The following is a 25133-nucleotide window of genomic DNA, read 5'->3' on the forward strand; positions in this document are numbered from 1 at the left end:
GGGTCGGGGCCGCTCCTGCGGGGCCGCGGGCTGGCCGGGCTGGTCGCCCTCCTCGAGGTCGCGGTGCTGCTGTGCGCCGGGGCGGTCACCGCCGAGGCTGCCGACCTCGCCGGGGCCCTCCGCCAGCTCGACGCCCCCGCGCCGCCCGCGCGACTCGCCGGCCGCGAGCGTGTCCCGCTGGGGTCCGGGCTGCCCGGGGTCGGGGTCTACGGCGCGGGCGTCGCCGGGTTCGTGCTGGTCCCGGCCTCGCGCGGGATCGCCGACCGGCTGATCGACGGCGCCGCCGCGGCCGGTGGGACCACGGTCGGGGTCCCCGTCGGGCGGGCGGCGCGGATCAGCACGCCGCTGCTGTCGGTCGTCGCGCGCGGCGGGATCCGGCGCGGCGGGGTGCTGCTGGCCGGGACCGTCGCGCCCGAGGTGCTGGAGCAGGCCGTGCGCGAGCTGCCGGGGCGGCGGGCGTGATCGTCGCGACGAGCGGGCTCACCAAGCGGTTCGGCCGGGTGACGGCGGTCCGGGACGTCACGCTCGAGGTCCCGCGGGGCGTCCGGTTCGGGCTGCTCGGCCCCAACGGCTCCGGCAAGACCACGCTGGTCCGGATGCTGCTCGGGCTGGTCCACGCGACGTCCGGGTCGATCGAGGTCCTCGGCGAGCCGATGCCGCGCCGGGCCCGGGCGGTGCTGCCGCGGGTCGGTGCGCTGGTCGAAGGCCCGGCGGCGTGGGGCCACCTGTCCGGGCGGGCCAACCTGCGGCTGCTCGACGCCGCGGGGCCGGGCCGCTCCCGTCACCGCCGGAGACGGGTCGACGCCGCGTTGGAGCAGGTCGGGCTCGGCGGCGTGGACCGGCGACCGGTGCGGGCCTACTCGCTCGGGATGCGCCAGCGCCTCGGGATCGCCGCGGCCCTGCTGCGCGAGCCCGAGCTGCTCCTGCTCGACGAGCCCACCAACGGCCTCGACCCCCGCGGCATCCAGGAGATGCGCGCGCTGCTGACCTCGCTGAACGAGGCCGGGACCACCGTCGTGCTGTCGTCGCACCTGCTCACCGAGGTCGAGGCGCTGTGCACCCACGTGGGGGTGATGGACGCCGGACGGCTCGCGCTGGACTCCGAGCTCGCGGCGTTGCGCACGTCGACCGGGCGGGTCGTCGTCCGCACCCCCGAGCCCGACGCCGTCGTCGGGCTGCTGAACGGGCAGGTCGTCGGCCGGCGCGGGGACACGGTCACGGTGCGCGGGGTGGAGCCGGCCGCGCTCAACGCCCGGCTGGTCGCCGGCGGGGTGCGGGTGACCGGCCTGACCGAGGAACGCCGGACCCTGGAGCAGGTGGTGCTGGAGCTGACCGGGAGCGGGACCGACCGGGTGGACCGGCTGCCGCACGGCCGGCGGTCGGAGGGGCCGCGGTGATCGGCGTCGAGCTGCGGTTGATGCTGCGCCGTCGCCGGGTCTGGCTGTGCTGGGTGCTGCTGTGCGCGCTGCCCACGCTCGTCGCGATCCTGCTCGCGACCACCCGGCTCGCCCCACCGCCCGGGCGCGGCGGCGCCTTCCTGTCCGCGGTGATGAGCAACGGGCAGATCTTCCCGGCGGCCGCGCTCGCACTCGTCATCCCGATCTTCCTGCCGATCACGGTCGCGATCGTCGCCGGCGACACGATCGCCGGCGAGGCGTCGGCCGGGACGTTGCGGTACCTGCTGGTGCGGCCGGTCGGGCGGGTGCGGCTGCTGCTGGCGAAGCTGATCTCCGTGGCCGCGTTCGTGCTGCTCGCGGTGGTGTTCGTGACGCTGGTGTCGTACGTCGTCGGGGTCGCCGCCTTCGGTTTCGGGCCCGACGCCTCGCTCGGCGGGACGGGCGCCATCCCGTCGCTGTCGGGGGTCGAGCTCACGCCCCTCGACGTGCTGGCCCGGACCGCGGCGACCGTCGGCTACCTCGCGCTGTGCATGCTCGCGCTGGGGGCCGTGGGGCTGTTCCTCTCGACGCTCACCGACTCTCCGCTGGCCGCGACCCTCGGGGTGCTGGCGTTCGTCGTGGCCAGCGCGGCGCTGCAGCCCCTCGACGCCGCCGCCGCGATCGAGCCCTACCTGCCGACCTCGCACTGGCTGGCGTGGATCGACCTCTTCCGCGACCCCATCCTCTGGACCACCGTGCGCGAGGGGGTGCTGGTGCAGCTGGGGTACATCGTGGTCGCCTTCGGCGCCGCCTGGGCCAACTTCAGCACCAAGGACGTCACGACCTGAGGGCCGGCTGCCGATGGTGGGCCGGTGATCGTCGGTTGGGACACTTCTCAGCCACTCCTGGCCTCGATCGGTCGCTGTCGGCGATCAACGCGGTCCGAGGTCGGCCACGGTCGCCGTGGCTGGTGCACCGCGGCCGTGGTGGTGGCGGCGAGCTCAGGAGGCGGCGAGCTCAGGAGGCGGCGAGCTCAGGAGGCGGCGAGCTCAGGAGGCGGCGGCGCCGCAGCCGGCGCCGGTGAGGTCGATCGGGCCGGTGGCGATCCCGCGCAGGACGAGGCCGCTCACGGTCGGGTCGGTCGGGAGGCCCGAGTGCGTCACCCGGGCACCCGGGCAGACCTGCTGCACCTCGACGTCGGTGGCGCCGGGGAGGTCGGCGGTGTCGGGCGGGGTGGACGTCTCGTCGTTCGCGGTCCAGATCGAGAGCCAGGGCAGGGCGCTGCCGACCCGGGCCCGGGCGAGCTCGGCGAGCTCCGCGGAGCCCGGGGCGAGCTGGCGGCAGGCGGTCGGGCAGGCGTCGGGGGCCTGCGAGGCGGCGACGGCGGCGAGTGTCGTCCCGTTCAGGGGCGAGCCCAGGGTGACGACCCGGCGGGCCTTGGCGGCACCGTCGTCGCGGGCGACCCAGAGGCCGGCGACGACCCCGCCGGCGCTGTAGCCGACGACGTCGACGGACGGAGCACCGGCGGCGAGGGCCGCGGTGGCGGCGTCGTCGAGCACCTTGACCTGGGCGGAGAGGTCGCCGGTGCCGTCGCCGACGAGGGTGAGCACCTGGGCGTCGCGGCCCGTGGCCGTGATCCGCGCCGCGAGCCGGAGCAGGGAGTCCCGGCTGCCGCCGTAGCCGGGGACGAGCAGCACCGGACCGGGGCGGTCCTGGGCGGGGCGGGCCTCGGTGTCGACGGTGGGTCGCGACGAGCTCGCCATCCGAACGCCGACGACCACCGCCACCACCAGCACGAGCACCGTGACGACGGCGATCAGCGCCTTCCGCCGTGGGCTCACCGCCTCACCCGCATCGGAACTCGCACCCACTGCCTCGCACACCCTCCCGGCCCGGGGTGCGAGGTGGTGCGACGTTGTGCGAGCGACACCGCCGCGCCTGACGCCCTTCGCGGCGCAGCGGTCATGCGGGGGTGCTCTCGCTCGCGAGGAGCAGGTCCTGCACCACGCGGTCGGCGAGCAGGCGGCCGGGGCGGGTGAGGATCGCGCGGCCGCGGTCGAGGGCCGCGGGGTCGAGCAGGCCGTCGGCGGCGGCGCGGGCGGCCTCGCGGCGGGCGGGCTCGTCGAGCAGCCCGAGGTCCAGGCCGGTGGCCAGGCGCAGCCGCAGCATCACGCGCTCGGTGTGCCGGTCCTCGGCCGTCAGCACCTCGTGGTCGGCCTCCGGCGAGCCCTCGGCGACGGCCGCGGCGTAGCGGGCCGGGTGCTTGACGTTCCACCACCGCCGGCCCGCGAGGTGCGAATGGGCGCCCGGGCCGACGCCCCACCAGTCGCCGTCGAGCCAGTAGCCGAGGTTGTGCCGGCACTCCGCCTCGGGCGTGCCGGCCCAGTTCGACACCTCGTACCAGTGCAGGCCCGCGGCGGTGAGGAGGTCGTCGATCAGCTCGTAGCGCTCGGCGGCGACGTCGTCGTCCGGGGCGGGCAGCTCACCCCGCGCGACCCGCCGCGCCAGCGCCGTGCCGTCCTCGACGATCAGCGAGTACGCCGAGACGTGGTCGACGCCCGCCTCGAGCACCGCCTCGACCGAGGCGCGGAGGTCGTCCGTGGTCTCGCCGGGCGTCGCGTAGATCAGGTCGAGGTTGATGTGCCCGATCCCGGCCGCCGCGGCCTCCCGCGCGGCCTCGACGGCGCGGCCCGGCGTGTGCCGGCGCTCCAGCACCCGCAGGACGTGCGGCGCCGCGGACTGCATGCCGAGCGAGACCCGGGTGAACCCCGCCTCGACGAGATCGGCGAAGAAGCCCGGCGACGTCGACTCCGGGTTGGACTCGGTCGTGACCTCGGCGCCGGGCGCGAGACCGAACTCGTCGCGGATGGCGTCGAGCGCGGCGCCGAGGCGCGCGGCGCCGATCAGCGACGGCGTGCCCCCGCCGACGAAGACCGTGTCGACCGCCCGGTCGCCGACGGTCCGGCGGGCCAGGGCGAGCTCGCGGCGGACGGCGTCGAGCCAGCCGTCGGGCGAGGAGCCGGAGCCGGCGAGCTCGGAGGCCGTGTAGGTGTTGAAGTCGCAGTAGCCGCAGCGCGACGCGCAGAAGGGCACGTGCACGTAGATCCCGAACGGCGTCCTGCTCACGACTCCACGGTACGGACTCGCGGGAGGTGCCGGCGCCCGCGGCCGGGTCGTTCGTCACGGCGAGGGCGTCTCGGCGGGGGCGTCCCGGCGGCGCGTCCCGGCGAGCGCGTCTCGGCGAGGGCGTCCTGGCGAGGGCGTCCCGGCGAGGGCGTTCCGGCGATCCATGATCGGCGGATGTGGAGCGGATTCCGCGCCGAGCGCGGAGAGCGCTCCCGGGCCGACGATCACCGTCGGGTTCGGCGGCGTGCACAGCCGAGGCGCGCCGACATGCGGCGAGATGCGGCCGCGGGCGGGGACGTGCGGGGACACACGGTGGGCCGCATCTCGTCCGACAGGCCGGGACCTCCCGTCCGGGAGGCCGAGACCTCACCCTGCCCGGTGCCGACCGACGACCGTCCGATCCTCGGGACCCCGCGCGCCGTCGCCGGACGGTCCCTGCGAGCCCCCGGGGTCGGCGGACAGCTCCTCCTGGGCGGCCTGCCGGTCCGCCTCCCGCTCCGTCTCGGCGGCCCGCAGGTCGGCCTGCGGTTCCTGCTGGTCGGCGCGGCGTCCGGCCCGGTCGGAGCGGCGCTCGGCGCGACGCTCCGCCTCGTCGGCCGCCCGCTCCGCGCGGCGTTCCGCCTCGTCGGTGCGACGCTCGGCCCGGTCGGCGCCGAGCTCGGCGCGACGCGCCGCCTCGTCGGCCGCCCGCTCCGCGCGGCGTTCCGCCTCGTCGGCGCGGCGCTCGGTGCGATCGCCGGCAAGGTTGCCGTCGGGGTCGTCGGGGTCGGGGACGACGTGCCGCTCGTCGGGCGGGAGGGCCGCACCCGGATCGGCAGGCGAGGGGACCGTCGGGGCAGGGGACGGCGAGATCGACGGCTCCCCGGGCGTCCGAGCACCAGGGGCCGGAGAAGCCGGAGCGGGGGCAGGAGGAGCGGGGACAACCGGAGCGGGGGCAGCAGGTGCTCCCGCGCCCGGAGCAGAACCACCGGGCACCGGAGCACCAGGAGCGGGATTGCCGGCAGCAGGCCCGCCGGGCGCGATCCCGGCCGTACCCACCGGGGGCGCCGATCTCCCCGAGCCGACCGACCCCGCGCCACCCGACCCCGCGCCACCCGACCCCGCGCCACCCGACCCCGCGCCACCCGCCGAGCCTCCCGGACTCGCCGGACCGTCGGACCCGGACCCGGACCCGGCCGAGCCGGAACCGGAAGGGGAACCGGACCCGGTGTCACCCCGACCCGGCACGGGCGTCGAGGTCATCGTCGGGAGCGCGACCTCCGATCGCCCGCCTGAGCCGCCGGCGCTGACCGCGGCCCAGGTCGCCGCCCCGCCCACCCCGAGCACCCCGACGGCCGCGAGCGCCGCCAGCAGCCCGCGCCGGCCCGGTCGTGGGGGCCGGCGGTTCCCGCGCAGCAGCTCCGCCGCGGGGATGCGCCCGTGCGCCCGTGCATGCCGCGGAGCCATGGCCCTCCTTCCGCCGCGCCCGGGTGCCCGTTCCGAAGCGTCCCGAACCCCGTGGATCATTCCGCCGGGGACTCCCGCACGCGACCCCGGACCGGAACCCTGAGAGATCGTCTCCGCCGTTCGGCCGCCGCGGATCTTCCCCGCGGGCGCGTGCGGGTCGGGCCGACCCGGATGGGGTACCAAGGTGTCCACCACGCGGCCGCCGCCGCGACGGCGGAAGACGGAGGTCCCAGACGGCATGGAGAACGGACCGGAGATCCGGGCGGGCGCCGGGACGAACGAGGACCAGGGCGTGCTCGGCGACCGGTACCGGCTCGACGAGCTGATCGGCGTGGGCGGCACCGCGCACGTCCACCGGGCGACGGACCTGCGGACCGGCCGGGCGGTCGCGGTGAAGGTGCTGCACCCCGGGATCGACGTCCGGCGGCTCGGCGTCCGCGGGCTCGACGACGTCCCACGCCATCCCGCGCTGGTCGAGGTCCTGGACAGCGGGGTCGACGCCGGCGACGGGGCCGTGGACGGCGGGCGCGGCTACGTCGTCATGCAGCTGGTCGACGGCGGTTCGCTTGCCGACCTGGTCGAGCTCGGCCCGGTCCCGGACGAGCGCGTGATCGCGGTCGGCACGGTGATCGCCGGCGCCCTCGCACATCTGCACGCGCTCGGGGTGGTGCACCGCGACGTCAAGCCCGCCAACGTGCTGCTCGACCGCGGCGGCCGCGCGTTCCTCGCCGACCTCGGCGTCGCTCGCCTGCTCGACGCCACCCGGGTCACCACCACCGGACTCGCCGTCGGCACCCCCGCCTACATGGCCCCCGAGCAGGTCCGCGGCCACGAGGTCGGCCCGCCCGCGGACGTCTACGCCCTCGGCCTGGTCCTGCTGGAGGCACTGACCGGACGGCGCGAGTACGCCGGCGCCGCGCTGGAGTCGGCGGTCGCGCGCATCCACCGCCGCCCCGACGTGCCGCCGCACCTCGCACCCCCGCTGCGCACCCTGCTGTTCGCCATGACCGCCGACGAGGTCGGGGCCCGGCCGGGCGCCGCGGAGGTGAGCGAGCGGCTGGGCGAGATCGCCGTCCGCCCGCTCACCGCCCCACTGCCGGTTCCGCCGACGCCGCGGCACCGCTCTCCCGCCCGGACCACGCCGCGGCGCCGGCTGGCGACCGCCCTCGCCGGGGGTGTCGTCGCGGCCGGCGGGCTCGTCGTCCTCGGCACGACCCTGCTCTCGAGCCCGGCGCCGGCCGCCCCGGCCGCCGTCGCGCCCACCCCGGCGCCGCTCGCGCCGCCCGAGCCGGCCCTCCAGGCGGTGCCGCACCTCGCGACCGCCGCCGGGGCCGCGCTCGAGCAGGCCACCCCCACGACGCCGCCCGCGCCGGCCCGCGCGCCCCGCGTCGTCCTGCGCGACGACGGGGACGACGAGTTCGACTTCGGCGACGACCAGGACAACGAGGACGGCGGCAGGGGCGACCGCGGCAACGGGCACGGGAACGGGAACGGAAAGGGCAACGGGAACGGGAACGGCCGGGGCCGGGACTGAGCCCCGCCCCTGTGAGTCCCCTCCCAGCATCCGGGCGCGTGGTGGCCTCCGGTCCGGACAACGTGGCACCCTGGTGAACGTGACTGCGCTGACTCTGCGCCTCGTGGCACGGCGCCACGTGGACCTGCACCGGGTGAACAGCGCGCTCTGTCGACGGTAAGCGCCGCCCCGCGCCCTCGACCCTCAGACCAGGCCCCGGTCCGCGCCGGACTTCTTCCGAACGCTCCGGCATGCCCTACCGCCGTCACTCCCGAGCCCAGGAGCTCCCACCACCATGCCCACGGAAAACGCTGCCGTGCCCGCCCAGAAGCGCAAGCGCGGAGAAGGCCAGTGGAAGCTCGGCCACCGCGAGCCGCTGAACCCGAACGAGCGCCTCAAGCGCGACGACGACGGGCTCAACGTCCGAGCCCGGATCGAGAACATCTACGCCCAGCGCGGCTTCGACTCGATCGACCCCTCCGACCTGCGCGGTCGTTTCCGCTGGTGGGGGCTCTACACCCAGCGCCAGCCGGGGATCGACGGCGGCCGGACCGCCGCCCTGGAGCCGGAGGAGCTCGAGGACCGCTACTTCATGATGCGGGTCCGGATCGACGGCGGGGCGCTGACCACCGACCAGCTGCGCGTGGTCGGCGAGATCAGCCAGGACCACGCCCGCGACACCGCCGACGTCACCGACCGGCAGAACATCCAGTACCACTGGATCGGGATCGAGGACGTGCCCGCGATCTGGCAGAAGCTGGAGGCGGTCGGCCTGCGGACCACCGAGGCGTGCGGCGACGTCCCGCGCGTGATCCTCGGCTCGCCGGTCGCCGGAATCGCCGCGGCCGAGAAGATCGACGGCGCGCCGGCGGTCCGCGCGATCCTCGATCGCTACATCGGCAACCCGGAGTTCTCCAACCTGCCGCGCAAGTACAAGACCGCGATCTCGGGCCTGCCGGACATCGCGCACGAGATCAACGACATCTCCTTCGTCGGCGTCGAGCACCCCGAGCACGGCCCCGGCTTCGACCTGTGGGTCGGTGGCGGGCTGTCCACCAACCCGAAGCTCGCGCAGCGGCTCGGCGCATGGGTCCCGCTGGACGAGGTCCCCGAGGTGTGGGCGGGTGTGACCTCGATCTTCCGGGACTACGGCTACCGGCGCCAGCGCAACCGGGCCCGGCTGAAGTTCCTCGTCGCCGACTGGGGCGCGGCGGAGTTCCGGCGGGTGCTGGAGGAGGAGTACCTCGGCCGCCCGCTCGTCGACGGACCCGCGCCGGAGAACCCCGAGCACACCGTCGACCACGTCGGCGTGCACAAGCAGAAGGACGGCCTCAACTACGTCGGCGCCGCGACGGCGTCCGGGCGGGTCTCCGGCTCGACGCTGATCGCGCTCGCGAAGGTCGCCGAGGCGGCCGGCTCCCAGCGGGTCCGGCTCACCCCGTACCAGAAGGTCCTCGTGCTCGACGTCCCGGACGAGAACGTCGCCTCGCTCTCCGCCGAGCTCGCCGCGCTGGGTCTGCAGGTCGAGCCGTCGCCGTGGCGGCGCTCGACGATGGCCTGCACCGGGATCGAGTTCTGCAAGCTCGCGATCGTCGAGACCAAGGAGCGGGCCATCCGGCTCGTCGAGGAGCTCGAGAAGCGGCTGGCGGACCTCTCGCCGGACGCGCCGATCTCGATCCACCTCAACGGCTGCCCCAACGCGTGCGCCCGCACCCAGGTGGCCGACATCGGCCTCAAGGGCATGATCGTGCGCGACGCCGAGGGAAACCAGGTCGAGGGCTTCCAGGTGCACCTGGGCGGCGGCCTGGGCCTCGACGCCGGCTTCGGCCGCAAGCTGCGCGGGCTCAAGGTCACCAGCGCCGGGCTCGCCGAGTACGTCGAGCGCATGGTGCGCAAGTACGTCGCGCAGCGCGAGCAGGGCGAGCGCTTCGCGCAGTGGGTGCTGCGGGCCGATGAGGATGATCTCAAGTGACCGAGCTTGCGAGGTCACCATTCAGCACAGTGAGCGCGCGAACGCGGCCGACGAGCGCCAGCGAGGAGGGCAAGTGAGTCGCGTCGTCCCGTACCACTGCCCCTACTGCGGCGAGGAAGATCTCTCCCCCGCCGAGCGTTCCGAGCGGGTGCCCGGCGCCGCCTGGTGGTGCGCGTCCTGCCTGCGCACCTTCGTCGTGACGTTCGTGGGCATCGGGATCCCGGAGGGAGTCGAGTCATGAGTGTCGCCACGGAGACCGACCTGCGCGCCGTCGCCGAGCAGGGGGCGGCGCAGCTGGGGCCGGACGCCGCCGCCGAGCAGGTGCTGGCGTGGGCCGCGGAGGCCTTCGGCGACCGCCTGATCGTCGCGTCGAACATGCAGGACGCCGTGCTCGTCGACCTGGCCGCCGAGGCCCGGCCGGGCGTGGAGATCCTCTTCCTCGAGACCGGGTACCACTTCGCCGAGACGATCGGCACCCGCGACGCCGTCGAGCAGGTCTACGACGTGCGGATGGTCACCGCGCAGGCGAAGGCCTCCGTCGCCGAGCAGGACGCCGCCGAGGGCAAGGACCTCTGGTCGCGCGACCCCAACCGGTGCTGCGCGCTGCGGAAGGTCACGCCACTACAGGACACCCTGGCGCGCTACGACGCCTGGGTCACCGGCGTCCGCCGCGTCGAGGCGCCGACCCGCGCGACCACCCCCCTGGTCACCTACGACGAGAAGTTCGGGCTGGTCAAGATCAACCCGATCGCCGCGTGGAGCGACGACGACATGGCGAAGTACATCGCCGAGCACGGGATCCTGGTGAACCCACTGGTCGACGCCGGGTACCCGAGCATCGGGTGCGCCCCCTGCACCGCCAAGCCCCTCCCCGGGGCGGACCCGCGCAGCGGCCGCTGGGCGGGCACGTCGAAGATCGAATGCGGGTTGCACACGTGACCGAGCTTGCGAGGGCACCATTGAACTCGAGCGTGACGACTATCGAGAGAGCCACACTCGACGCCCTCGACGCGCTCGAGTCCGAGTCCATCCACATCTTCCGGGAGGTCGCGGGCGAGTTCGACCGCCCGGTGATCCTCTTCTCCGGCGGCAAGGACTCCACGCTGCTGGTGCACCTCGCGGTGAAGGCGTTCGCTCCGGCACCGGTGCCGTTCCCGCTGCTGCACGTGGACACCGGGCACAACTTCGACGAGGTCATCGACTTCCGGGACTCGATCGTCGAGCGACTCGGCCTGCGGCTCGAGGTCGCGAAGGTCCAGGACTACATCGACGACGGCCGGCTGGTCGAGCGAGCGGACGGCACCCGCAACCCGCTGCAGACCCAGCCGCTGCTCGACGCGATCGTCGAGCACCGGTTCGACGCCGTGTTCGGCGGCGGGCGCCGGGACGAGGAGCGGGCGCGGGCCAAGGAGCGGATCATGTCGCTCCGGGACGCGTTTGGCCGCTGGGACCCGCGCAAGCAGCGCCCCGAGCTGTGGAACCTCTACAACGGACGGCACGCCCCCGGCGAGCACGTCCGGGTGTTCCCGATCTCCAACTGGACCGAGCTCGACGTGTGGCGCTACATCCAGCGCGAGCAGATCGAGCTGCCGAGCATCTACTACGCGCACCAGCGCGAGGTGTTCCGGCGCGACGGGATGTGGCTGACCGAGGGCCCGTGGGGCGGCCCGCGCGGCACCGAGAGCCTCGAGAAGAAGTCGGTGCGCTACCGGACCGTGGGCGACGGGTCCTGCACCGGCGCCGTCGAGTCCACCGCGACCTCCCTCGACGAGATCATCGCCGAGGTCACCGCCTCCCGGCTGACCGAGCGCGGCGCGACCCGCGCCGACGACCGCCTCTCCGAGGCCGCCATGGAGGACCGGAAGCGCGAGGGGTACTTCTGATGGGCAAGGATCTTCTCCGCTTCGCGACGGCGGGCTCGGTCGACGACGGCAAGTCCACCCTGGTCGGACGGCTGCTCTACGACACCAAGTCCGTGCTGGCCGACCAGATCGAGGCCGTGCAGCGCGCGTCCGTCGACAAGGGACTGGCCACGCCGGACCTGTCGCTGCTGGTCGACGGCCTGCGCGCCGAGCGCGAGCAGGGCATCACGATCGACGTCGCCTACCGGTACTTCGGCACCCCGACGCGCGAGTTCGTCCTCGCGGACACCCCGGGGCACGTCCAGTACACGCGCAACACGGTCACCGGTGCCTCCACCGCGGAGCTCGCGGTGCTGCTCGTCGACGCCCGCAACGGGGTCGTCGAGCAGACCCGGCGGCACGCCACCGTGCTCGCGATGCTGCGCGTCCCGCGGCTCGTCCTCGCGATCAACAAGATCGACCTGGTCGGGTACGACGAGGAGACGCTGCGCGCGATCGAGAAGGAGTTCACCGGGCTGGCGAGGTCGCTCGGGTTCCCCGACGACGCCGTGCAGACCATCCCGGTCTCCGCGCTCGTCGGGGACAACGTGGTCGAGCGCTCCGCGCGCACGCCGTGGTACGACGGCCCGACCCTGCTCGGGCACCTCGAGTCCGTCCCCGTCGTCGGGCCGGAGGTGGCGAAGCCCTTCCGCATGCCGGTCCAGTACGTGATCCGCCCCCGTGGTGCCGATGCGGGCTCCGCCGACGCTGCGCGCTGGGGGGAGCTGCACGACTACCGCGGCTACGCCGGCCAGATCGCGGCGGGGACGGTGGCGCCGGGCGACCGGGTCGTGGTCCTCCCCGAGGGCCGCGAGACGACCGTGACGCACGTCGACACCGCCGACGGGCCGCTCGCGGAGGGCACCGCCGGCCGCTCGGTCACGATCCGGCTCGCCGACGACATCGACATCTCCCGCGGGGACCTGCTCGTCGCCGCCGACGCGCAGCCCTCCGTGACCTCGGAGATCGACGCGACCCTGTGCTGGCTGAACGAGAAGCCGCTGCGCGCGAACGCGCGGCTGCTGCTCAAGCACGGCACCCGCACCACGCAGGTGATCGTGGGCGCGCCCGAGTTCAGGATCGACACGGACACGCTGACCGAGGTCTCCCTGGTCGACACCGCGGACACATTGGAGCTCAACGACATCGGCCGCGCCACCCTGCGCACCGCGGACCCGCTGCCCGTCGACGACTACGCCGACATCCGCGCCACCGGCAGCTTCCTGCTGATCGACCCGCCGACGGGCAACACCCTCGCCGCCGGCCTCGTCGGCAGCCCGCTGGCGCTCAGCCCCGCCGAGTGACCACCGTCCTTCCCGCGAGTCGGGCTCTGGGCTCCCGCGAGTCGCGGTCTGGGCTCCCGCGAGTCGGGGCCTGGGCTCCCGCGAGTCGCGGTCTGGGCTTCGGCGAGTCGGGCGGGAGCGTGACGTGATCGGAGCGAGCTCCCGATGACGACCCCCACCCTCCTCGCCGTGGCGCACGGTAGCCGGGACCCGCGGTCCGCGGCGACCGTGCGGGCGCTCGTCGACGTCGTGCGGTCGCGCGCGCCCGGGCTCGACGTCCGGTCCGCGTTCCTCGACTTCGACGAGCCCGGGTTCGGCGACGTGCTGGCCGCGCTGGACGGTCCTGCGGTCGTGGTGCCGCTGCTGCTCGGCTCGGCCTACCACGCGCGGGTCGACATCCCCGCCGTCGTGGCGGAGTCCGGGGCACCCGACGTCCGCGTCGCCGACGTCCTCGGGCCCGACCCCGCCCTGCTCGACGTGGCCGCCGAGCGGCTCGCCGCGCTCGGGCTCGCCCCCGGCGACCCCGGTCTGGGCCTGGTCCTCGCCGGGACGGGCTCCTCGCATCCGGCCGCCAACGCCGTCGTGCACCGGCTGGCGGAGCGCTGGCCGCGGACCGTCGCGGCCTTCGCCACCGCCTCCCCCGGCGTGGCCGATGCGATCGCGGAGCTGCGGGAACGCGGCGCCCGGCACGTCGCCGTGGCCTCCTGGTTCCTCGCCCCCGGCCGCCTGCTCGACCGGGTGTGCGCGCAGGCCGACGGTGCACCCGTCGCCGAGGCGCTGGGCGCACATCCCGCGATCGCCGACGTGGTCCTGGCCCGCTACCGCACGACCGCCACCGCGCTGCTGCCCACCGCAGCCTGACGCGCGCCCGGCTCTGAACCACCCCGCGCGGCACCTCTGCCCCCGAGGACACCGCCACTCCCCACCCCGGCTCCGTGATCAAGGACGGAACGGTGTCAATGCCTCTTGTCCGGCACCTGTCCGCCCTTGATCACGTCCTGACCGAGGGCCGAGGCGTGCTCCGGGACGCGGCACACTGCTCTGCACTTGGTCGCGGTACTGCGGGCCTCCCCGGGCTCGTTCTGAAGCGGCCGTCCGTCCGTGTCACCACCTGCGATCGCTGGCGCGGCACCGCCATGATCACGTAGCGGGGACGATGACGGTCGAATTCCGACCGGCACAGTCCACGACCGACGATCGACGGGGGGCTCCTCCGTCCGACGGCGGCACGTCGACGTCACCGGTCGGCCATTCACGGCCGCGCGCCGTGCCAGTCCTGACATCGCCCGCCGACGTCACCGGTCGGCCACTCACGGCCGCGCCTCACCCGCCGGCCATTCACGGCCGACCCGCCGCGCCCGACCGCCGCGCACCGCGCCAGCGATCAGGAGACCGGGCGCGGCGCGGGTCCACACCGCCGCTGTCCGAACATCCTCCCGGGGAACCCGGGCGGACCGGAGCTGCGCACCCGTCTGAGAGGCTGACCACGCCCCGCGACGGGAACGATCACCACGCCGCCCGACGGGCATCCCGTCTCCGCACGTCAGCGCCCCCACCCCGCCCACATGCGCTTTCGTCCGGACATTTGCGCCCGGTCCCGCATCACGGACCCCCAGTTGAGGGGCCGCGCACCCGATCGCACGATGGGGTCATGCCCGCCGACGACCTGCGCCCGCTTCCCCGGGGCGCCTTCGCCGTGCGGCCCCTTCGGGTCTCGGACCTGGAGCTGTTCTGGCCGTCGCGCCGCGGCCACGCCTTCGACGAACTCTGTCGCTGACCTCGTCGTCGCCTCCCCTGCTCGACCGCGTCGCGCCCCGGCCCGCTCGTCTGCCCGCGCGCGCCCACCACCGCGAGAGAACCACCGCAATGCGCACCCTGATCGTCTTCGCCCTGGTCGGCCTCGGCGCCCAGCTCGTCGACGGCGCCCTCGGCATGGCCTACGGCGTCACGTCCTCGTCGCTGCTGCTGATCGCCGGCGTGAACCCGGCCGCCGCCAGCGCCTCCGTGCACCTCGCCGAGGTCGGCACCACCCTCGCCGCCGGCGCCTCGCACTGGCGTTTCGGCAACGTCGACTGGAAGCTCGTGCTCCGCCTCGGCGTGCCGGGGGCGATCGGTGCGTTCCTCGGCGCCACCGTGCTCTCGGCGCTCTCGACGGAGAACGCCGCCCCGATCATGGCCGGGATCCTGTTGGCGCTGGGCGTCTACATCCTGCTGCGGTTCTCGGTCCGCCCGCCCCGCGAGGCGACGGCCCGCCGCTCGCCGCACTGCTCGACGTTCCTCTCGCCCCTGGGTCTGGTCGCCGGGTTCGTCGACGCCACCGGTGGCGGCGGGTGGGGTCCCGTCGCGACGCCCGCGCTGCTGACCGCCGGCAAGACCGCGCCCCGTACCGTGATCGGCTCGGTCGACACCTCGGAGTTCCTGGTCGCGCTCTTCGCCAGCATCGGGTTCCTGCTCGGGCTGGGCAGCGCGGTGCTCGATCCGTGGACGATCGGCGGTCTGCTGGTCGGCGGCCTCGTCGCCGCCCCGATCGCGGCCTGGCTGGTCACCAAGATCCCCGCGCCGGTGCTGGGCACCGCGGTCGGCGGCATCATCGTGTTCACCAACGCCCGCACGATCCTGAACGCGCTCGACGTGGCCGGGCCGGTGCTCGCCGCCGTCGACACGCTCATCGTCGCGGTCTGGGTCGCCGCGGTCGCCGTCGCCGTGCGCCGGCTGCGCAGGACCCGCGCCGCCGAGGCCCGGCAGGCCCCTCGCGAGCTCGCGGGCGCCACGGCCGGCGGGTCGGGCGAGCGGCTCTCCCCCGACACGACCCCGCGCCCGCTTCCCGACGAGGACTGACGCCGGACCGACGGACGGCCCTCCCACCTCGCGCGGGAGGGCCGTCCCTCCTTCTCAGGCCGCGGCGCTGCGCGCGCCCGGCAGGGACAGCAGCACGGCGCGGGCGACGGCGTCGTTGTAGCGCAGGCTCTGCGCGTTCATCCCGGGCCGGGTGAAGGCGCCCGCGACCTTGACCGTGGTGTGCGGCCCGACCGCGAACCGCTGCTCGTGGGCGTGGCCGTCGGCGTCGAGCAGCGCCCCGTCGGCCGGGCGCACCCGGACCAGCCCGGTGTGCCGCAGGACCGCGCCCGACGCGTCCCGCAGGATCTCCTCGGCGACCTCACCGGTCGCGCGCAGGCCGGCCAGCAGCGGGTCGGCGGTCCGCTCGACGCTCGGGTCGGGCAGCCGGGCGTCGATCAGGATCGTCGACCGGACCGGCGGTGCCCCGGCGAGCGTGGTGCTGCCGGCGCGGAAGCCGTCGTCGTCGAGGTCGACCCACATCCCCGGGCCCAGGAACTGCACGTACCCCGCCTCGGAGAGCGCCAGCAGCTGGCGTACCCGGAACCCGGGCGGGCCGCTCGCGACCGAGTTGAAGAAGCTCTGCCACCGCGGCACGTCGCGGGCCCGCGAGGCGGCGGACAGCAGCCCCGTGCCCTGCACCCGGGTGATCTCCCCGTACACGGCGAGCATCGCGACGAACGCGCCGAGGTGCGGCGTGTGCCGCTCGTCGGTGTGCTGGCGCAGGTCCTCGGCGATCCGGGCCCGGACGAGCGGCTGCAGCTCCTCCAGCGACCCCGCCCCCAGTCCGTCGAAGGGCCGGTCCAGGGCCGCGAAGTCGATCCGGTCGATCGGGTCGGGGACGGCCGACGCCAGCAGCTCCGCCATCTCGGGCGAGTCCCAGTCGAGGGCGGCGTAGCGCGGCTCGAACTCTGCCCACGGCAGCGCGACCAGGTCGGGGTGGCCGAGGAACAGCTCGTGGTACCAGCCGAAGGCGATCTCCTTGGCCATCGACGGCCACAGGTCGCGGCGCAGCTCGACCGGCCGCGGCAGGGCGTCGACCACGTCCGAGGTGAAGAACCGCGGCACCGGCGGACGCCCCGCGCGCAGCTGGTAGTGCGTCTTGGAGTGGTAGGGCGCACCGCGCGGTGACCCCGCGACCAGCCGCGGCTCGCGGCCCGACGGCACGTAGGTCAGCCCGCCGGGGCCCTCCTCGAAGCGGCCGCCGCGGCCCTCGAACAGCAGCACGACCAGGTCCACGAACGCGAGCCCCAGCCCGCGGGCGATCACGGTCTCCCCCGGCTCGACGACCGAGAGGTCCGAATCCGTGGTCTGCTCCGGCGGGAGGTACCGCAGCCCACGCGCGGTGGCGGCCTCGAGCAGGGCCAGCTCGTCCGGGGCGGGGGTGGCGTCGAGGTGCCCGGAGGCGAGCACGACGGCGTCGACGATCAGCGCGGGCTCCCCATCGACGGTCAGCACCTGCCGCCCGGCACGCTCGGTCAGCCCGGTGGCGCGGGCGGGGTGGACGTGCACCCGGACGTTCTCGGGAAGGTCGGCGACGACCGCCCGCAGCACGGCGGCGAGGTAGCGGCTCTGCAGCCGGCGGCTCGGGAAGGTCGACGCGGTGACGGCGCGCAGCTCGGCCGCCGGCTCCGGCGGCCACTCGGCGAGGTCGGCCTCCGTGAGCCCCTGCGCCCACTCCCAGAACGACGGTCCGGGGATGATGGGGCCGTCGCAGACGACGGAGTCGTCGGTGTACATCGTGACGTCTGCAGCCATGGAGTTCATGGCCAGCAGCGGCGACTGCGCGTCGCGCCAGATCCGCCCGGCGCCCGCGGGGTACGGGTCGACCAGGTGGACGTCCAGGGCGTCGCGGAACAGCTCGGGCGCGCTGGCCGAGATCCGCTCCAGGATCCCCACGCCGCGCGGACCGGCCCCGACGATCGCGATGGCGGTGCTCATCGTCCTCCCGGCAGTCGACCTTCGCAGTGTGCAGCGCGTGGACCCACCGCGGCTATTCCCGGGCCTGCCCCCGATGCAGGGTGGGGTGCACCCCACGTCCGGAACGGGGGCGGGCGAACGGTCCGCGGGGGTTGACTCGCTCGTCCCGGGCCGCCCGGATCGGCACAGTTCTCGGCACCGGAGGGACCGCACGGGGCCTCCACCGACACGAGGAGCACACCATGGCCGAGTGGGCCAGCAGCTACAGCGAGGACTACTCCGAGGACTTCTCCGAGGAGTACTCGGACGACTACTCGGGCCACGACGAGGGCTACGACGGCGGTGACGACGACGGCGGCGACTTCGAGGACACCGCGAGCTACGACGACGGCGACGACGGGGGCGACGACGGGGGCGACGACGCCTCCGACGACTACGCCGCATGACCCGACCCGGCCGGCCCGCCCCGCGGGCCGGCCGGAGCCGTCCGTACGACACCCCGCCCGACGTCTCCCTCCCCGACGCCGTGCCGGACGCCCCGCCCGTCGACCGCCCCGAGGAGCCGGAGATGCCCGAGACGATCACCGCCCCCGCCCGCAGCACCGCTGCCGAGGCGGCCGAGCTCCTCGACGAGACCCTGGCCGGCGCGGAGGCCAACGACCGCGCGGACCTGATCCGCCGCCTGCACCGCGCCCGCGAGACCCTGCGGCTGTCCCGCAACACCGAGCGCGAGACCGCCGCGGTCCGGGCAGCGGGCGAGGAGACCGACCGCGCTCTCGCCTCCCTGGGCGCCGACCTGCGCTTCCGCCGCGCCTCGCTCACCGATCCGACCCGCGCCAACCGGCTGCGTGCCGAGCTGGCCCGCACCCGCACGCAGTCCGAGCACGAGCGCGCCCTCGCCCGCGAGTGGCCCCAGCTCCTCGCCGACGGCTTCGCCGCCCTCGTCTCCGACGCCGAGTTCGCGGTCCGCACCGCCGCCCGCAGCGTGCTGGCCGAGTCCGACGCCGCCCTCGCCGCGACCGACCCGCGCAATGACCGCGCCCGCCTCGACGCGCAGCTCCGCGAGCGCCTCGTCACCGAGGCCGACCGTGCGCGCGGACAGGCCCGCGACACGGTCGCCGCCCTCACCGGCCGGCTCAACGGGCACCTCGAGCTCGCCTCGCCGCTCGAGGTCCCCGCCCTGCCGATGACCACCCCGGCCGCCCTCGTCGACGGCCTCGCGCCGCCACCGGCCGAGTCCGACCGGGGCACCATGCCCGTGGGCGCCCGGCTGGCCAGGATCGTCATGCCGTCCTACGGCGGCATCATGATGTCCCTCGTCCTCACCCGGGTCTTCCACGTCGCGATGCCGCTCTGGATCCTGATCACCGGGGCCGTGACGGCCGCGCTCACGCTCGGCGGATCCGCGGTGGCCGCGGAGCGCAAGCGGTCCCTCGACCGCCGCCGCCAGGAGGCCCGCGCAGGGACCCGCGCCGTCGTCGAGGAGTTCCAGATCGTGCTGGTCAAGCAGCTTCGTGACGCTTCCCGCTCCGCCCAGACCACGCTGCGCCGCGCAGCCGGAGCCGCGGTCACCGCCCGTGAGAAGGCCACCACCGCGCAGCTCGAGGGCGTACGGCGCAGCGTCGACGAGCTGCGGGACGCGAGCCGCGCGGTCCGGGCGGTGGACGACGACCTCGCCTCCGTCGCCGAGCTCCGGGGCAAGGCCCGCCGGCTCGCCGAGGCCCCGCCCCCGGCCGCCGCAGCATCACAGAGCGTTCCCCCGCGTCAGGCGCCCTCGACCTCGCACTACGGTTCCACGACGTCCCCAGAAGGCGCAGGTGATCGCGTTATGGTTCCCTAACGCGATCAGGAGGCGCGAAAGATCGCGTTAGGGTTCCACACCGCGTCCTCTCTCCACCCTCATCGCAGCGGGACGAAGCGGGAGAGCTTGCCCGTCGCCTCGTGACGCGGGATCCGGTCGACGACCCTGACGGTGATCGCGGCGTCGGGCAGGCCGAAGGGGCGGAGCGCGTCCACCAGGGCCGCCGTCACCGCTGCGACGTCCGGCGACCCGACCAGCAGCACGTCCGCCCCGCCCGCGGTCTGGTGCACCTGGTACTCCGAGATCCGCGGGTCGGTGCCCAGGACGTAGCGGAACGCGCTGGCCGGGACGAGGAGACCGCCGTAGCGGAAGTCGTCGTCGCGCCGCCCGGCCACGGCGGCGACCCGCGGCATCGTGCTGCCGCACGGGCAGGTCCCGGGCAGCACCGTGACCTCGTCGCCCAGGTCGTAGCGGACGAACGGGAACGTGCGCCCGGCGAGCCCGGTCGCGAGGGTGCGGGCGGCGGGGTCGTCGGGTCCGACCGCACGTCCGTCGGCGTCGACCCGCTCGAGGATCACCTCGTCCGCGGAGACGTGCAGGCCGTCGCCGACCCCGCACCCGACGGCCTGGACGCCGATCTCGGTCGAGCCCCAGAGGTTGTGCACCGGCGCGCCCCAGGCGGCAGCGATGGCGGACCGGTCCTCCTCCGTCAGCGGCTCGGAGTTGGTGCTCACCCGCAGCGGCCGCACGTCGAGCTCACCGGCGAGCGTGGCCCGCGCGAGCCGCCCGATCACCGAGGCGTAGCCGACGAGCGCGGTCGGACGGGCATCGGCGACGGCCTTGAGGACGTCGTCGAACGGCGCCGCGGCGGGGATCACGACCGTCTCGGTCGACGCATCGGTTCCGACGTCGAACAACGGCGTGCTGGCATGCGGCGGACCGCCCGCCGAGAGCACCGCCAGCCGCGTGGGCCCCTCGACCCCGGCGGCGCGGTCGGCCCTGACCTGCCAGCGCCACGCCAGGCAGGCCAGCGTGACGTACTGCTCCCAGTCCCAGACGTACACGCCGCGTACGCCGCTCGACCCACCGGAGCTGAACACCTGCAGTCCCTGCGGGGTGTACGAGAACCAGCGCTGCCCGGCGAGCGCGCGCTCCGCCCCCGCGCGGTCGAGCCCGGGGGTGGTGACGATGGCGTCCCACTCCTCCTGGGCCTCCTGCTTGGTCATGACGGGCAGCCGGGCGAGGTCCTCGACGGTCGCCGCCTCGGGGTCGACCTCGCCCATCCGGGCGGCGTGGAAGGGCGAGCGCTCGCGCGCCCAGCCGAGCAGCGCGCGCAGCCGCTCGGTGCGGTGGCGCTCGATCACGTGGGGCGGCCGGTCCAGCCGCGCCACGTGGTCGTCGAGTGCGGCCCGCACCGCGCTCAGGTGCGCGGCGCGGAGCCGCCGGTAGGCCGTGCGGTCCTCGTCCGGCATCCGGACAGTGTGGAGCCTGCACGGCCTCCCGGGAAGCCGGTCAGAGGTCGGCGACCGCCGGGACGACCTCCCTCCCCAGCTCCCGCAGCGGCTCGAGCTCGGACACGTCCGGCATCAGGCCGTGGTACTCCTGGATCCCGAGCTTGGCGAGCTCCTCCAGGTGCGCGACCAGCTCCTTCGGGTCGCTCCCGTAGCCCCGGCCCATGACCGTCTTCTCGATCTCGTCGTAGTCGCGGCCGACCTCCTCGCACCGCTGCCGCAGCACGTCGAGCTTGTGCCGCAGCTCCGGGCCGTCGAACAGGTTGCAGGCGTCGGCGTACTGCGCGACCAGGCGCAGCGTCTTCTTCTCGCCCCCGCCGCCGATGAGGATCGGCGGGTGCGGGCGGGTCAGCGACTGCGGCACGTTCATCGTCCGCTCGAGCCGGTAGTGCGTGCCTTCGAACGGGCCCTCGTCGTCGCTCCACATCTGCAGGCAGATGCGCAGCGTCTCCTCCAGCCGCTCGAACCGCTCGGCGGTCGACGGGAAGAACAGCCCGAGCCCCTTGGCCTCCTCCTCGTTCCACGCCGCGCCGATGCCGAGCCACGCCCGCCCCTTCGACAGCACGTCGAGGGTCGTGACGAGCTTGGCGAGCATGCCCGGGTCGCGGTAGCTGACCGCCGTGACCCAGGCCAGCAGCTCGACACGCTCGGTGCGCGCGGCCAGGTAGCCGAGGGTCGTGTACGCCTCCAGCATGTCGTTCTCGATCGGCCCGACGGGCCGGATCTGCCAGACGTGGTCCATCACGCTGACCCGTGCGATCCCGGCCTCCTCGGCCGTGACGGCGATCCGGGTGAGGTCGTCGGCGAGGCCCTGCGGGCCGCTCGGGTAGGTGAAGTCTGCGATGTGCAGGCCGAGTTTCACGCGCTCTCCTCACAGGTGGATGGTCCTCCGGTTACGACGCTAGCCCCGTCCGGCGCGGCTTGCCCGGCGCGAGCCTGGTCCCGTCGGTACCACCCTGGGCGCCTACAACACCGCCTGTGCCTACAACACCGCCTGTGACTGGGTCACCCGCGCGGTGAGCCGGCCGCGGTCGTCGGTCACGTCCACCACGACCACGATCGCCGTGCGTCCGGCGTGCAGCACCCGGGCGGTGGCCTCGACCGCGCCGGCGGTCACCGGGCGGAGGAAATGGGTCGACGACGAGGTGGTCGCCGTCCCCGTGGCCCCCTCCGGCAGGTTGAGGAACCCGGCCCAGCCACCGGCGGCGTCGGCGAGCGCGAGGGTGGCGCCGCCGTGCAGCAACCCGCCGCCGGTGCAGCGCTCGGGGGTCCACTCCAGCCGCAGCCGGACCTCGTCGCGGTCGGCAGCGAGGGCCGTCGCGCCCAGGACCTTCGTGAAGGGCATGGCGGCGTACATCTGCTCGGTCACGTCCATGACCGGGACTCTCGCGCGCGGGCGTGCGGTCGCGCCATTACCCGGGAGGTCATCGCCCGGCGCCGGCCGGCTTCGTATCGTCGGGTCATGACAGCGGCGACGGTCCCGGTCGAGACGGCCTTCGGCGGGCTGCTGCGCGAGTGGCGGCAGCGCCGCCGGCTCACGCAGCTCGATCTCGGGAACAAGGCGGAGGTGTCGGCCCGGCACCTGTCCTTCCTGGAGACGGGGCGGTCGCGGCCGAGCCGCGAGATGGTGCTGCACCTGTCCGAGGAGCTGGACCTGCCGCTGCGCGCGCGCAACGCGCTGCTGGTGTCCGCGGGGTTCGCGCCCGCGTACTCGCAGCACTCGCTGCACTCGTCGGAGATGGCCGAGGTGCACGGCTCGCTGAACCGGCTGCTGGCCGCGCACGACCCCTTCCCGGCCGTCCTGGTCGACGGGCAGTGGGACATGATCGACGCCAACCGGGCGATCGCGGTGTTCGTCGAGCTGGTGGATCCGGGACTGCTCGAGCCGCCGGCCAACGTGTTGCGGCTCGCCCTGCACCCGCGCGGGCTCGCCCGGTACGTCGAGGGCCTCGACGAGTACGCCGCCCACCTCGTGTCGCGGCTGCGCCGCCAGGCCGACCGCTCGGCGGATCCCGCCCTCGGCGCCCTGCTCGACGAGCTGGTCGGCTACTGCCGCACCCTCGGCCTCGACCCCGACGCCCATCCGCGCAACCGGGTCGTGCTGCCGCTGCGGATGCGCCACCCCGACGGCCTGCTCACCTTCTTCTCGACGGTCTCGGTGCTGGGCGCGCCGCTGGACATCACGCTCGAGGAGGTGGCGGTGGAGTCGTTCTTCCCGGCCGACGCCCCCACCGCCGACTACCTGCGCCGCCGTTTCGGCTAGGAGTCGGCGGCGGGGCCGCGGCCGTCAGGTCAGGGCGGTCCGCAGGGCGTCACCCGCCTTGTCCAGCGTCTCCCGGGCCTTGTCGATCACCCCGGCCATCTGGATGAAGCCGTGGATCATGCCGTCGACCGGCAGCAGCTCGGCGTCGACGCCGGCTTCCCGCAGCTTGCCGACGTAGGCGGCCCCCTGGTCACGCAACGGGTCGAACTCGGCCGTGATCACGAGTGCCGGCGGCAGGCCCGACAGATCGTCCGCCCGGCCGGGCGAGACGCGGGGGTCGAGGCCGTCGTCGGGGCTGTTCAGGTAGCAGCCGAGGAACCACTCGATCCACGCCCGGGACAACAGCGGGCCCAGCGCGTTCTCCCGCATCGACAGGCTGTCGTCGAAGCGGTCCGTCGCCGGGTAGACGAGCAGCTGGAAGGCGATCCGCGGGCCGCCCTGCTTCTTCGCCAGCTGCGACACGACGGCGGCGAGGTTCCCACCCGCGCTGTCGCCGCCGACCGCGAGGCGCGCCGGGTCGCCGCCCAGGTCACCGATCTTCTCGGCGGCCCAGGTGAGGGCGGCGTAGGCGTCGTCGACCGCGGCCGGGAAGCGGTGCTCGGGGGCGAGCCGGTAGTCCACCGCCGCGATCAGGCAGCCGGACCGCGCGGCCAGCGTCCGGCACACGCCGTCGTGGCTGTCGAGGTCGCCGATCACCCAGCCGCCCCCGTGGTAGTAGACGAGTACTGGCAGCGGGCCGTCGCCCGGCGGCACATAGACCCGGACTGGGATGTCGCCGTCCGGCCCCGGCGCGGTCGTGTCCTCCACGCGTGGGAGCTCCACGGGCGGCCCGGCGAGGCCGGCCAGCTCCCCGATCATCGCCCGGCTCTCGGCGACGGTCATGCTCTCCGGCGACTTCGCGCCCTGCTCGGCCATCTGCGCGAGCAGGGCCTCGATCTGCGGGTCGAGCGGCATGGTCAGGTTCGTCCCTTCTCAGAACGGGAGCACCTGCCGACCTCGGCGTCGGCGGCGTCGCACCCATCATGGCCGCCTGTCGAACGTTCGTGAATCCTCCGGTCGCTGGCATGCTCGGACGCATGGCACGGCGTTTCGAGTACAAGGTGATCCAACTTCGCGAGGGCCTCATCGGCGGCAAGCTGTCCGCGGACAAGCTCGAGAAGGTCCTCAACGGCGAGGCCGCCGACGGCTGGCAGCTCAAGACCATCACCAGCGCGGACGTGAAGGGGCGGGTCGGCCCGGGCGGGGTCGAGGGCCTGCTGGTCACGTTCGAGCGGCCGGTCGCATGACCCGCCCGCCGTTCCACCTGGCGATCCCGGTCGACGACATCGATGCGGCCCGCCGCTTCTACGGCGAGGTCCTCGGCTTCCCCCGCGGCCGTTCCGCCGAGGCCTGGACGGACTGGGACGTGCACGGGCACCAGGTCGTCACGCACCTGGTCCCGGGGCACCGCGGGGTCGCCGGCCGCAACCCGGTCGACGGGCACGAGGTCCCGGTCCCGCACTTCGGCGTGGTCCTGCCGGTGCCGGAGTTCACCGCTCTGGCCGAACGGGTGCGGGCCGCGGGTGTGGAGTTCGTGATCGAGCCGTACGTCCGGTTCGCCGGCGAGCCGGGCGAGCAGCACACGATGTTCTTCCTCGACCCGGCCGGCAACGCGCTGGAGTTCAAGGCCTTCGCCGATCTGGACCAGTTGTTCGCGGTCTGACAGCATCTCGGGCCGTGGTCGACGACCGGCCGGCACGGGTCGAGGACGTGCACGAGCTCGCCGCCGGGATGCCGCACGTCACGCGCATCGACGGCCCCCGCGGCAACGCGGTGTACCAGGTGGGCGGGAAGTCGTTCGTCTTCTTCCGCACTCCCCGGCCCGACGCCGTCGACCCGGACACCGGCGAGCGGTACGCCGACGTCATCGTGTTCTGGGTCGGCGGCGACGAGGACAAGATCGCCCTCGTGCAGGACCCCGACTCGCCCTTCTTCACCACGCGGCACTTCGACGGCCACCCGTCCGTGCTGATCCGGGCCTCCCGCCTGCCCGAGATCGGCCGCGTCGAGCTGGCCGAGGTGGTGCAGGACGCCTGGCTGGCCCGCGCCTCGCCCAAGCGGGCGCGGGACTGGCTCGCGGCCCACGGCACCGCCGACGCCTGAGCCCTTGTGCGGCAGCGTGATCGAGGGGGTGGTCGCCGGCGATC

The 25133-nt window shown here is 74.7% G+C and carries 26 protein-coding genes; 18 read left to right on the top strand and 8 right to left on the bottom strand.

Annotated features, from left to right (window positions below):
* The 3 genes from LWC33_RS31360 to LWC33_RS31370 all read left to right on the top strand — a co-directional run.
* Positions 1–462 (top strand): hypothetical protein (locus LWC33_RS31360; protein WP_372476739.1); only part of this gene is annotated, 462 nt, incomplete at its 5' end.
* Entirely contained in the window at positions 459–1397 is a 939-nt protein-coding gene (locus tag LWC33_RS31365; protein WP_233308327.1) for an ABC transporter ATP-binding protein, read from the top strand. The genes LWC33_RS31360 and LWC33_RS31365, both read left to right, overlap by 4 nt.
* The gene (locus LWC33_RS31370; protein WP_233308328.1) at positions 1394–2224 is read left to right on the top strand and encodes an ABC transporter permease; all 831 of its coding nucleotides are present in this window, start codon (positions 1394–1396) and stop codon (positions 2222–2224) included. Before LWC33_RS31365 ends, LWC33_RS31370 begins: the two co-directional genes overlap by 4 nt.
* 201 nt (positions 2225–2425) lie before the next feature.
* Here the strand turns inward: LWC33_RS31370 and LWC33_RS31375 are convergent, their stop codons facing one another.
* The 3 genes from LWC33_RS31375 to LWC33_RS31385 form a co-directional block, all read right to left on the bottom strand.
* Positions 2426–3217, bottom strand: coding sequence for an esterase/lipase family protein (locus tag LWC33_RS31375; protein ID WP_233308329.1), 792 nt, complete (start codon positions 3215–3217; stop codon positions 2426–2428).
* Between the two features lie 121 nt (positions 3218–3338).
* Positions 3339–4502, bottom strand: a complete 1164-nt coding sequence (gene hemW, locus LWC33_RS31380; protein ID WP_233308330.1) for a radical SAM family heme chaperone HemW — start codon at positions 4500–4502, stop codon at positions 3339–3341.
* A gap of 366 nt (positions 4503–4868) precedes the next feature.
* Positions 4869–5477: a hypothetical protein gene (locus LWC33_RS31385; RefSeq protein ID WP_233308331.1), complete on the bottom strand. Its 609-nt coding sequence runs from the start codon at positions 5475–5477 to the stop codon at positions 4869–4871.
* Between the two features lie 709 nt (positions 5478–6186).
* Between LWC33_RS31385 and LWC33_RS31390 the strand changes: the two genes are divergently transcribed.
* The 9 genes from LWC33_RS31390 to LWC33_RS31425 all read left to right on the top strand — a co-directional run bounded on the left by LWC33_RS31390 (position 6187) and on the right by LWC33_RS31425 (position 15455).
* Complete coding sequence (locus LWC33_RS31390) at positions 6187–7482, top strand: serine/threonine-protein kinase (RefSeq protein ID WP_233308332.1); 1296 nt, start codon at positions 6187–6189, stop codon at positions 7480–7482.
* A gap of 274 nt (positions 7483–7756) precedes the next feature.
* Entirely contained in the window at positions 7757–9433 is a 1677-nt protein-coding gene (locus tag LWC33_RS31395) for a nitrite/sulfite reductase (RefSeq protein WP_233308333.1), read from the top strand.
* Between the two features lie 73 nt (positions 9434–9506).
* The gene (locus tag LWC33_RS31400) at positions 9507–9674 is read left to right on the top strand and encodes an Insertion element protein (RefSeq protein WP_233308334.1); all 168 of its coding nucleotides are present in this window, start codon (positions 9507–9509) and stop codon (positions 9672–9674) included.
* Positions 9671–10372: a phosphoadenylyl-sulfate reductase gene (locus LWC33_RS31405; protein WP_233308335.1), complete on the top strand. Its 702-nt coding sequence runs from the start codon at positions 9671–9673 to the stop codon at positions 10370–10372. Before LWC33_RS31400 ends, LWC33_RS31405 begins: the two co-directional genes overlap by 4 nt.
* Positions 10373–10392: 20 nt before the next feature.
* Positions 10393–11316: a sulfate adenylyltransferase subunit CysD gene (cysD, locus tag LWC33_RS31410; RefSeq protein ID WP_255693670.1), complete on the top strand. Its 924-nt coding sequence runs from the start codon at positions 10393–10395 to the stop codon at positions 11314–11316.
* Positions 11316–12638 (top strand): sulfate adenylyltransferase subunit 1, encoded by a 1323-nt coding sequence (locus tag LWC33_RS31415; RefSeq protein WP_233308336.1) that lies wholly within the window; start codon positions 11316–11318, stop codon positions 12636–12638. Before cysD ends, LWC33_RS31415 begins: the two co-directional genes overlap by 1 nt.
* A 144-nt stretch (positions 12639–12782) precedes the next feature.
* Positions 12783–13478, top strand: coding sequence for a sirohydrochlorin chelatase (locus LWC33_RS31420; RefSeq protein WP_233308337.1), 696 nt, complete (start codon positions 12783–12785; stop codon positions 13476–13478).
* 790 nt (positions 13479–14268) lie between these two features.
* Entirely contained in the window at positions 14269–14394 is a 126-nt protein-coding gene (locus LWC33_RS35550; protein WP_255693655.1) for a hypothetical protein, read from the top strand.
* 89 nt (positions 14395–14483) lie between these two features.
* Entirely contained in the window at positions 14484–15455 is a 972-nt protein-coding gene (locus LWC33_RS31425) for a sulfite exporter TauE/SafE family protein (RefSeq protein WP_233308338.1), read from the top strand.
* Between the two features lie 54 nt (positions 15456–15509).
* On the opposite strand, the gene LWC33_RS31430 is transcribed toward LWC33_RS31425, so the two are convergent.
* Positions 15510–17393 carry an FAD/NAD(P)-binding protein gene (locus tag LWC33_RS31430; RefSeq protein WP_233308339.1) on the bottom strand — a complete coding sequence of 628 codons (1884 nt, stop codon included), beginning with the start codon at positions 17391–17393 and terminating at the stop codon, positions 15510–15512.
* A 221-nt stretch (positions 17394–17614) separates the two neighbouring features.
* Between LWC33_RS31430 and LWC33_RS31435 the strand changes: the two genes are divergently transcribed.
* Entirely contained in the window at positions 17615–17818 is a 204-nt protein-coding gene (locus LWC33_RS31435) for a hypothetical protein (RefSeq protein WP_233308340.1), read from the top strand.
* The gene (locus LWC33_RS31440) at positions 17815–19212 is read left to right on the top strand and encodes a hypothetical protein (RefSeq protein ID WP_233308341.1); all 1398 of its coding nucleotides are present in this window, start codon (positions 17815–17817) and stop codon (positions 19210–19212) included. The genes LWC33_RS31435 and LWC33_RS31440 overlap by 4 nt, the downstream gene beginning before the upstream one ends.
* Before the next feature lie 59 nt (positions 19213–19271).
* Here the strand turns inward: LWC33_RS31440 and LWC33_RS31445 are convergent, their stop codons facing one another.
* The 3 genes from LWC33_RS31445 to LWC33_RS31455 all read right to left on the bottom strand — a co-directional run bounded on the left by LWC33_RS31445 (position 19272) and on the right by LWC33_RS31455 (position 22059).
* Complete coding sequence (locus tag LWC33_RS31445; protein ID WP_233308342.1) at positions 19272–20645, bottom strand: phenylacetate--CoA ligase family protein; 1374 nt, start codon at positions 20643–20645, stop codon at positions 19272–19274.
* Between the two features lie 40 nt (positions 20646–20685).
* Positions 20686–21546 carry an LLM class F420-dependent oxidoreductase gene (locus tag LWC33_RS31450; protein ID WP_233308343.1) on the bottom strand — a complete coding sequence of 287 codons (861 nt, stop codon included), beginning with the start codon at positions 21544–21546 and terminating at the stop codon, positions 20686–20688.
* A 120-nt stretch (positions 21547–21666) separates the two neighbouring features.
* Positions 21667–22059 carry a PaaI family thioesterase gene (locus LWC33_RS31455; RefSeq protein ID WP_233308344.1) on the bottom strand — a complete coding sequence of 131 codons (393 nt, stop codon included), beginning with the start codon at positions 22057–22059 and terminating at the stop codon, positions 21667–21669.
* A gap of 87 nt (positions 22060–22146) precedes the next feature.
* On the opposite strand from LWC33_RS31455, the gene LWC33_RS31460 reads away from it, so the two are divergent.
* Positions 22147–22947, top strand: coding sequence for a helix-turn-helix domain-containing protein (locus LWC33_RS31460; RefSeq protein ID WP_233308345.1), 801 nt, complete (start codon positions 22147–22149; stop codon positions 22945–22947).
* 24 nt (positions 22948–22971) lie between these two features.
* Here LWC33_RS31460 and lipP1 read toward each other — a convergent pair whose 3' ends face one another.
* A complete protein-coding gene (gene lipP1 / locus LWC33_RS31465) occupies positions 22972–23901 on the bottom strand; it encodes a LipP1 family hormone-sensitive lipase (RefSeq protein ID WP_233308346.1) in 930 nt (309 codons plus the stop codon).
* Between the two features lie 122 nt (positions 23902–24023).
* Here lipP1 and LWC33_RS31470 point away from each other — a divergent pair, with 122 nt between their 5' ends.
* The 3 genes from LWC33_RS31470 to LWC33_RS31480 are packed head-to-tail and all read left to right on the top strand — an operon-like array spanning position 24024 to position 25089.
* Entirely contained in the window at positions 24024–24233 is a 210-nt protein-coding gene (locus tag LWC33_RS31470; protein ID WP_233308347.1) for a DUF4177 domain-containing protein, read from the top strand.
* Positions 24230–24649 (top strand): VOC family protein, encoded by a 420-nt coding sequence (locus tag LWC33_RS31475; RefSeq protein ID WP_233308348.1) that lies wholly within the window; start codon positions 24230–24232, stop codon positions 24647–24649. Before LWC33_RS31470 ends, LWC33_RS31475 begins: the two co-directional genes overlap by 4 nt.
* A 14-nt stretch (positions 24650–24663) precedes the next feature.
* The gene (locus LWC33_RS31480; protein WP_233308349.1) at positions 24664–25089 is read left to right on the top strand and encodes an MmcQ/YjbR family DNA-binding protein; all 426 of its coding nucleotides are present in this window, start codon (positions 24664–24666) and stop codon (positions 25087–25089) included.
* Positions 25090–25133 lie beyond the last annotated feature (44 nt).

Source organism: Pseudonocardia terrae, assembly GCF_021343995.1.
GTDB lineage: Bacteria > Actinomycetota > Actinomycetes > Mycobacteriales > Pseudonocardiaceae > Pseudonocardia > Pseudonocardia terrae.

Coding starts and splice junctions, on each gene's coding strand:
- LWC33_RS31390 (WP_233308332.1), top strand. CDS start 6,187: ATGGAGAACGGACCGGAGATCCGGGCGGGCGCCGGGACGAACGAGGAC.
- LWC33_RS31395 (WP_233308333.1), top strand. CDS start 7,757: ATGCCCACGGAAAACGCTGCCGTGCCCGCCCAGAAGCGCAAGCGCGGA.
- LWC33_RS31405 (WP_233308335.1), top strand. CDS start 9,671: ATGAGTGTCGCCACGGAGACCGACCTGCGCGCCGTCGCCGAGCAGGGG.
- LWC33_RS31415 (WP_233308336.1), top strand. CDS start 11,316: ATGGGCAAGGATCTTCTCCGCTTCGCGACGGCGGGCTCGGTCGACGAC.
- LWC33_RS31420 (WP_233308337.1), top strand. CDS start 12,783: ATGACGACCCCCACCCTCCTCGCCGTGGCGCACGGTAGCCGGGACCCG.
- LWC33_RS35550 (WP_255693655.1), top strand. CDS start 14,269: ATGCCCGCCGACGACCTGCGCCCGCTTCCCCGGGGCGCCTTCGCCGTG.
- LWC33_RS31425 (WP_233308338.1), top strand. CDS start 14,484: ATGCGCACCCTGATCGTCTTCGCCCTGGTCGGCCTCGGCGCCCAGCTC.
- LWC33_RS31430 (WP_233308339.1), bottom strand. CDS start 17,393: ATGAGCACCGCCATCGCGATCGTCGGGGCCGGTCCGCGCGGCGTGGGG.
- LWC33_RS31435 (WP_233308340.1), top strand. CDS start 17,615: ATGGCCGAGTGGGCCAGCAGCTACAGCGAGGACTACTCCGAGGACTTC.
- LWC33_RS31440 (WP_233308341.1), top strand. CDS start 17,815: ATGACCCGACCCGGCCGGCCCGCCCCGCGGGCCGGCCGGAGCCGTCCG.
- LWC33_RS31445 (WP_233308342.1), bottom strand. CDS start 20,645: ATGCCGGACGAGGACCGCACGGCCTACCGGCGGCTCCGCGCCGCGCAC.
- LWC33_RS31455 (WP_233308344.1), bottom strand. CDS start 22,059: ATGGACGTGACCGAGCAGATGTACGCCGCCATGCCCTTCACGAAGGTC.
- LWC33_RS31460 (WP_233308345.1), top strand. CDS start 22,147: ATGACAGCGGCGACGGTCCCGGTCGAGACGGCCTTCGGCGGGCTGCTG.
- lipP1 (WP_233308346.1), bottom strand. CDS start 23,901: ATGCCGCTCGACCCGCAGATCGAGGCCCTGCTCGCGCAGATGGCCGAG.
- LWC33_RS31470 (WP_233308347.1), top strand. CDS start 24,024: ATGGCACGGCGTTTCGAGTACAAGGTGATCCAACTTCGCGAGGGCCTC.
- LWC33_RS31475 (WP_233308348.1), top strand. CDS start 24,230: ATGACCCGCCCGCCGTTCCACCTGGCGATCCCGGTCGACGACATCGAT.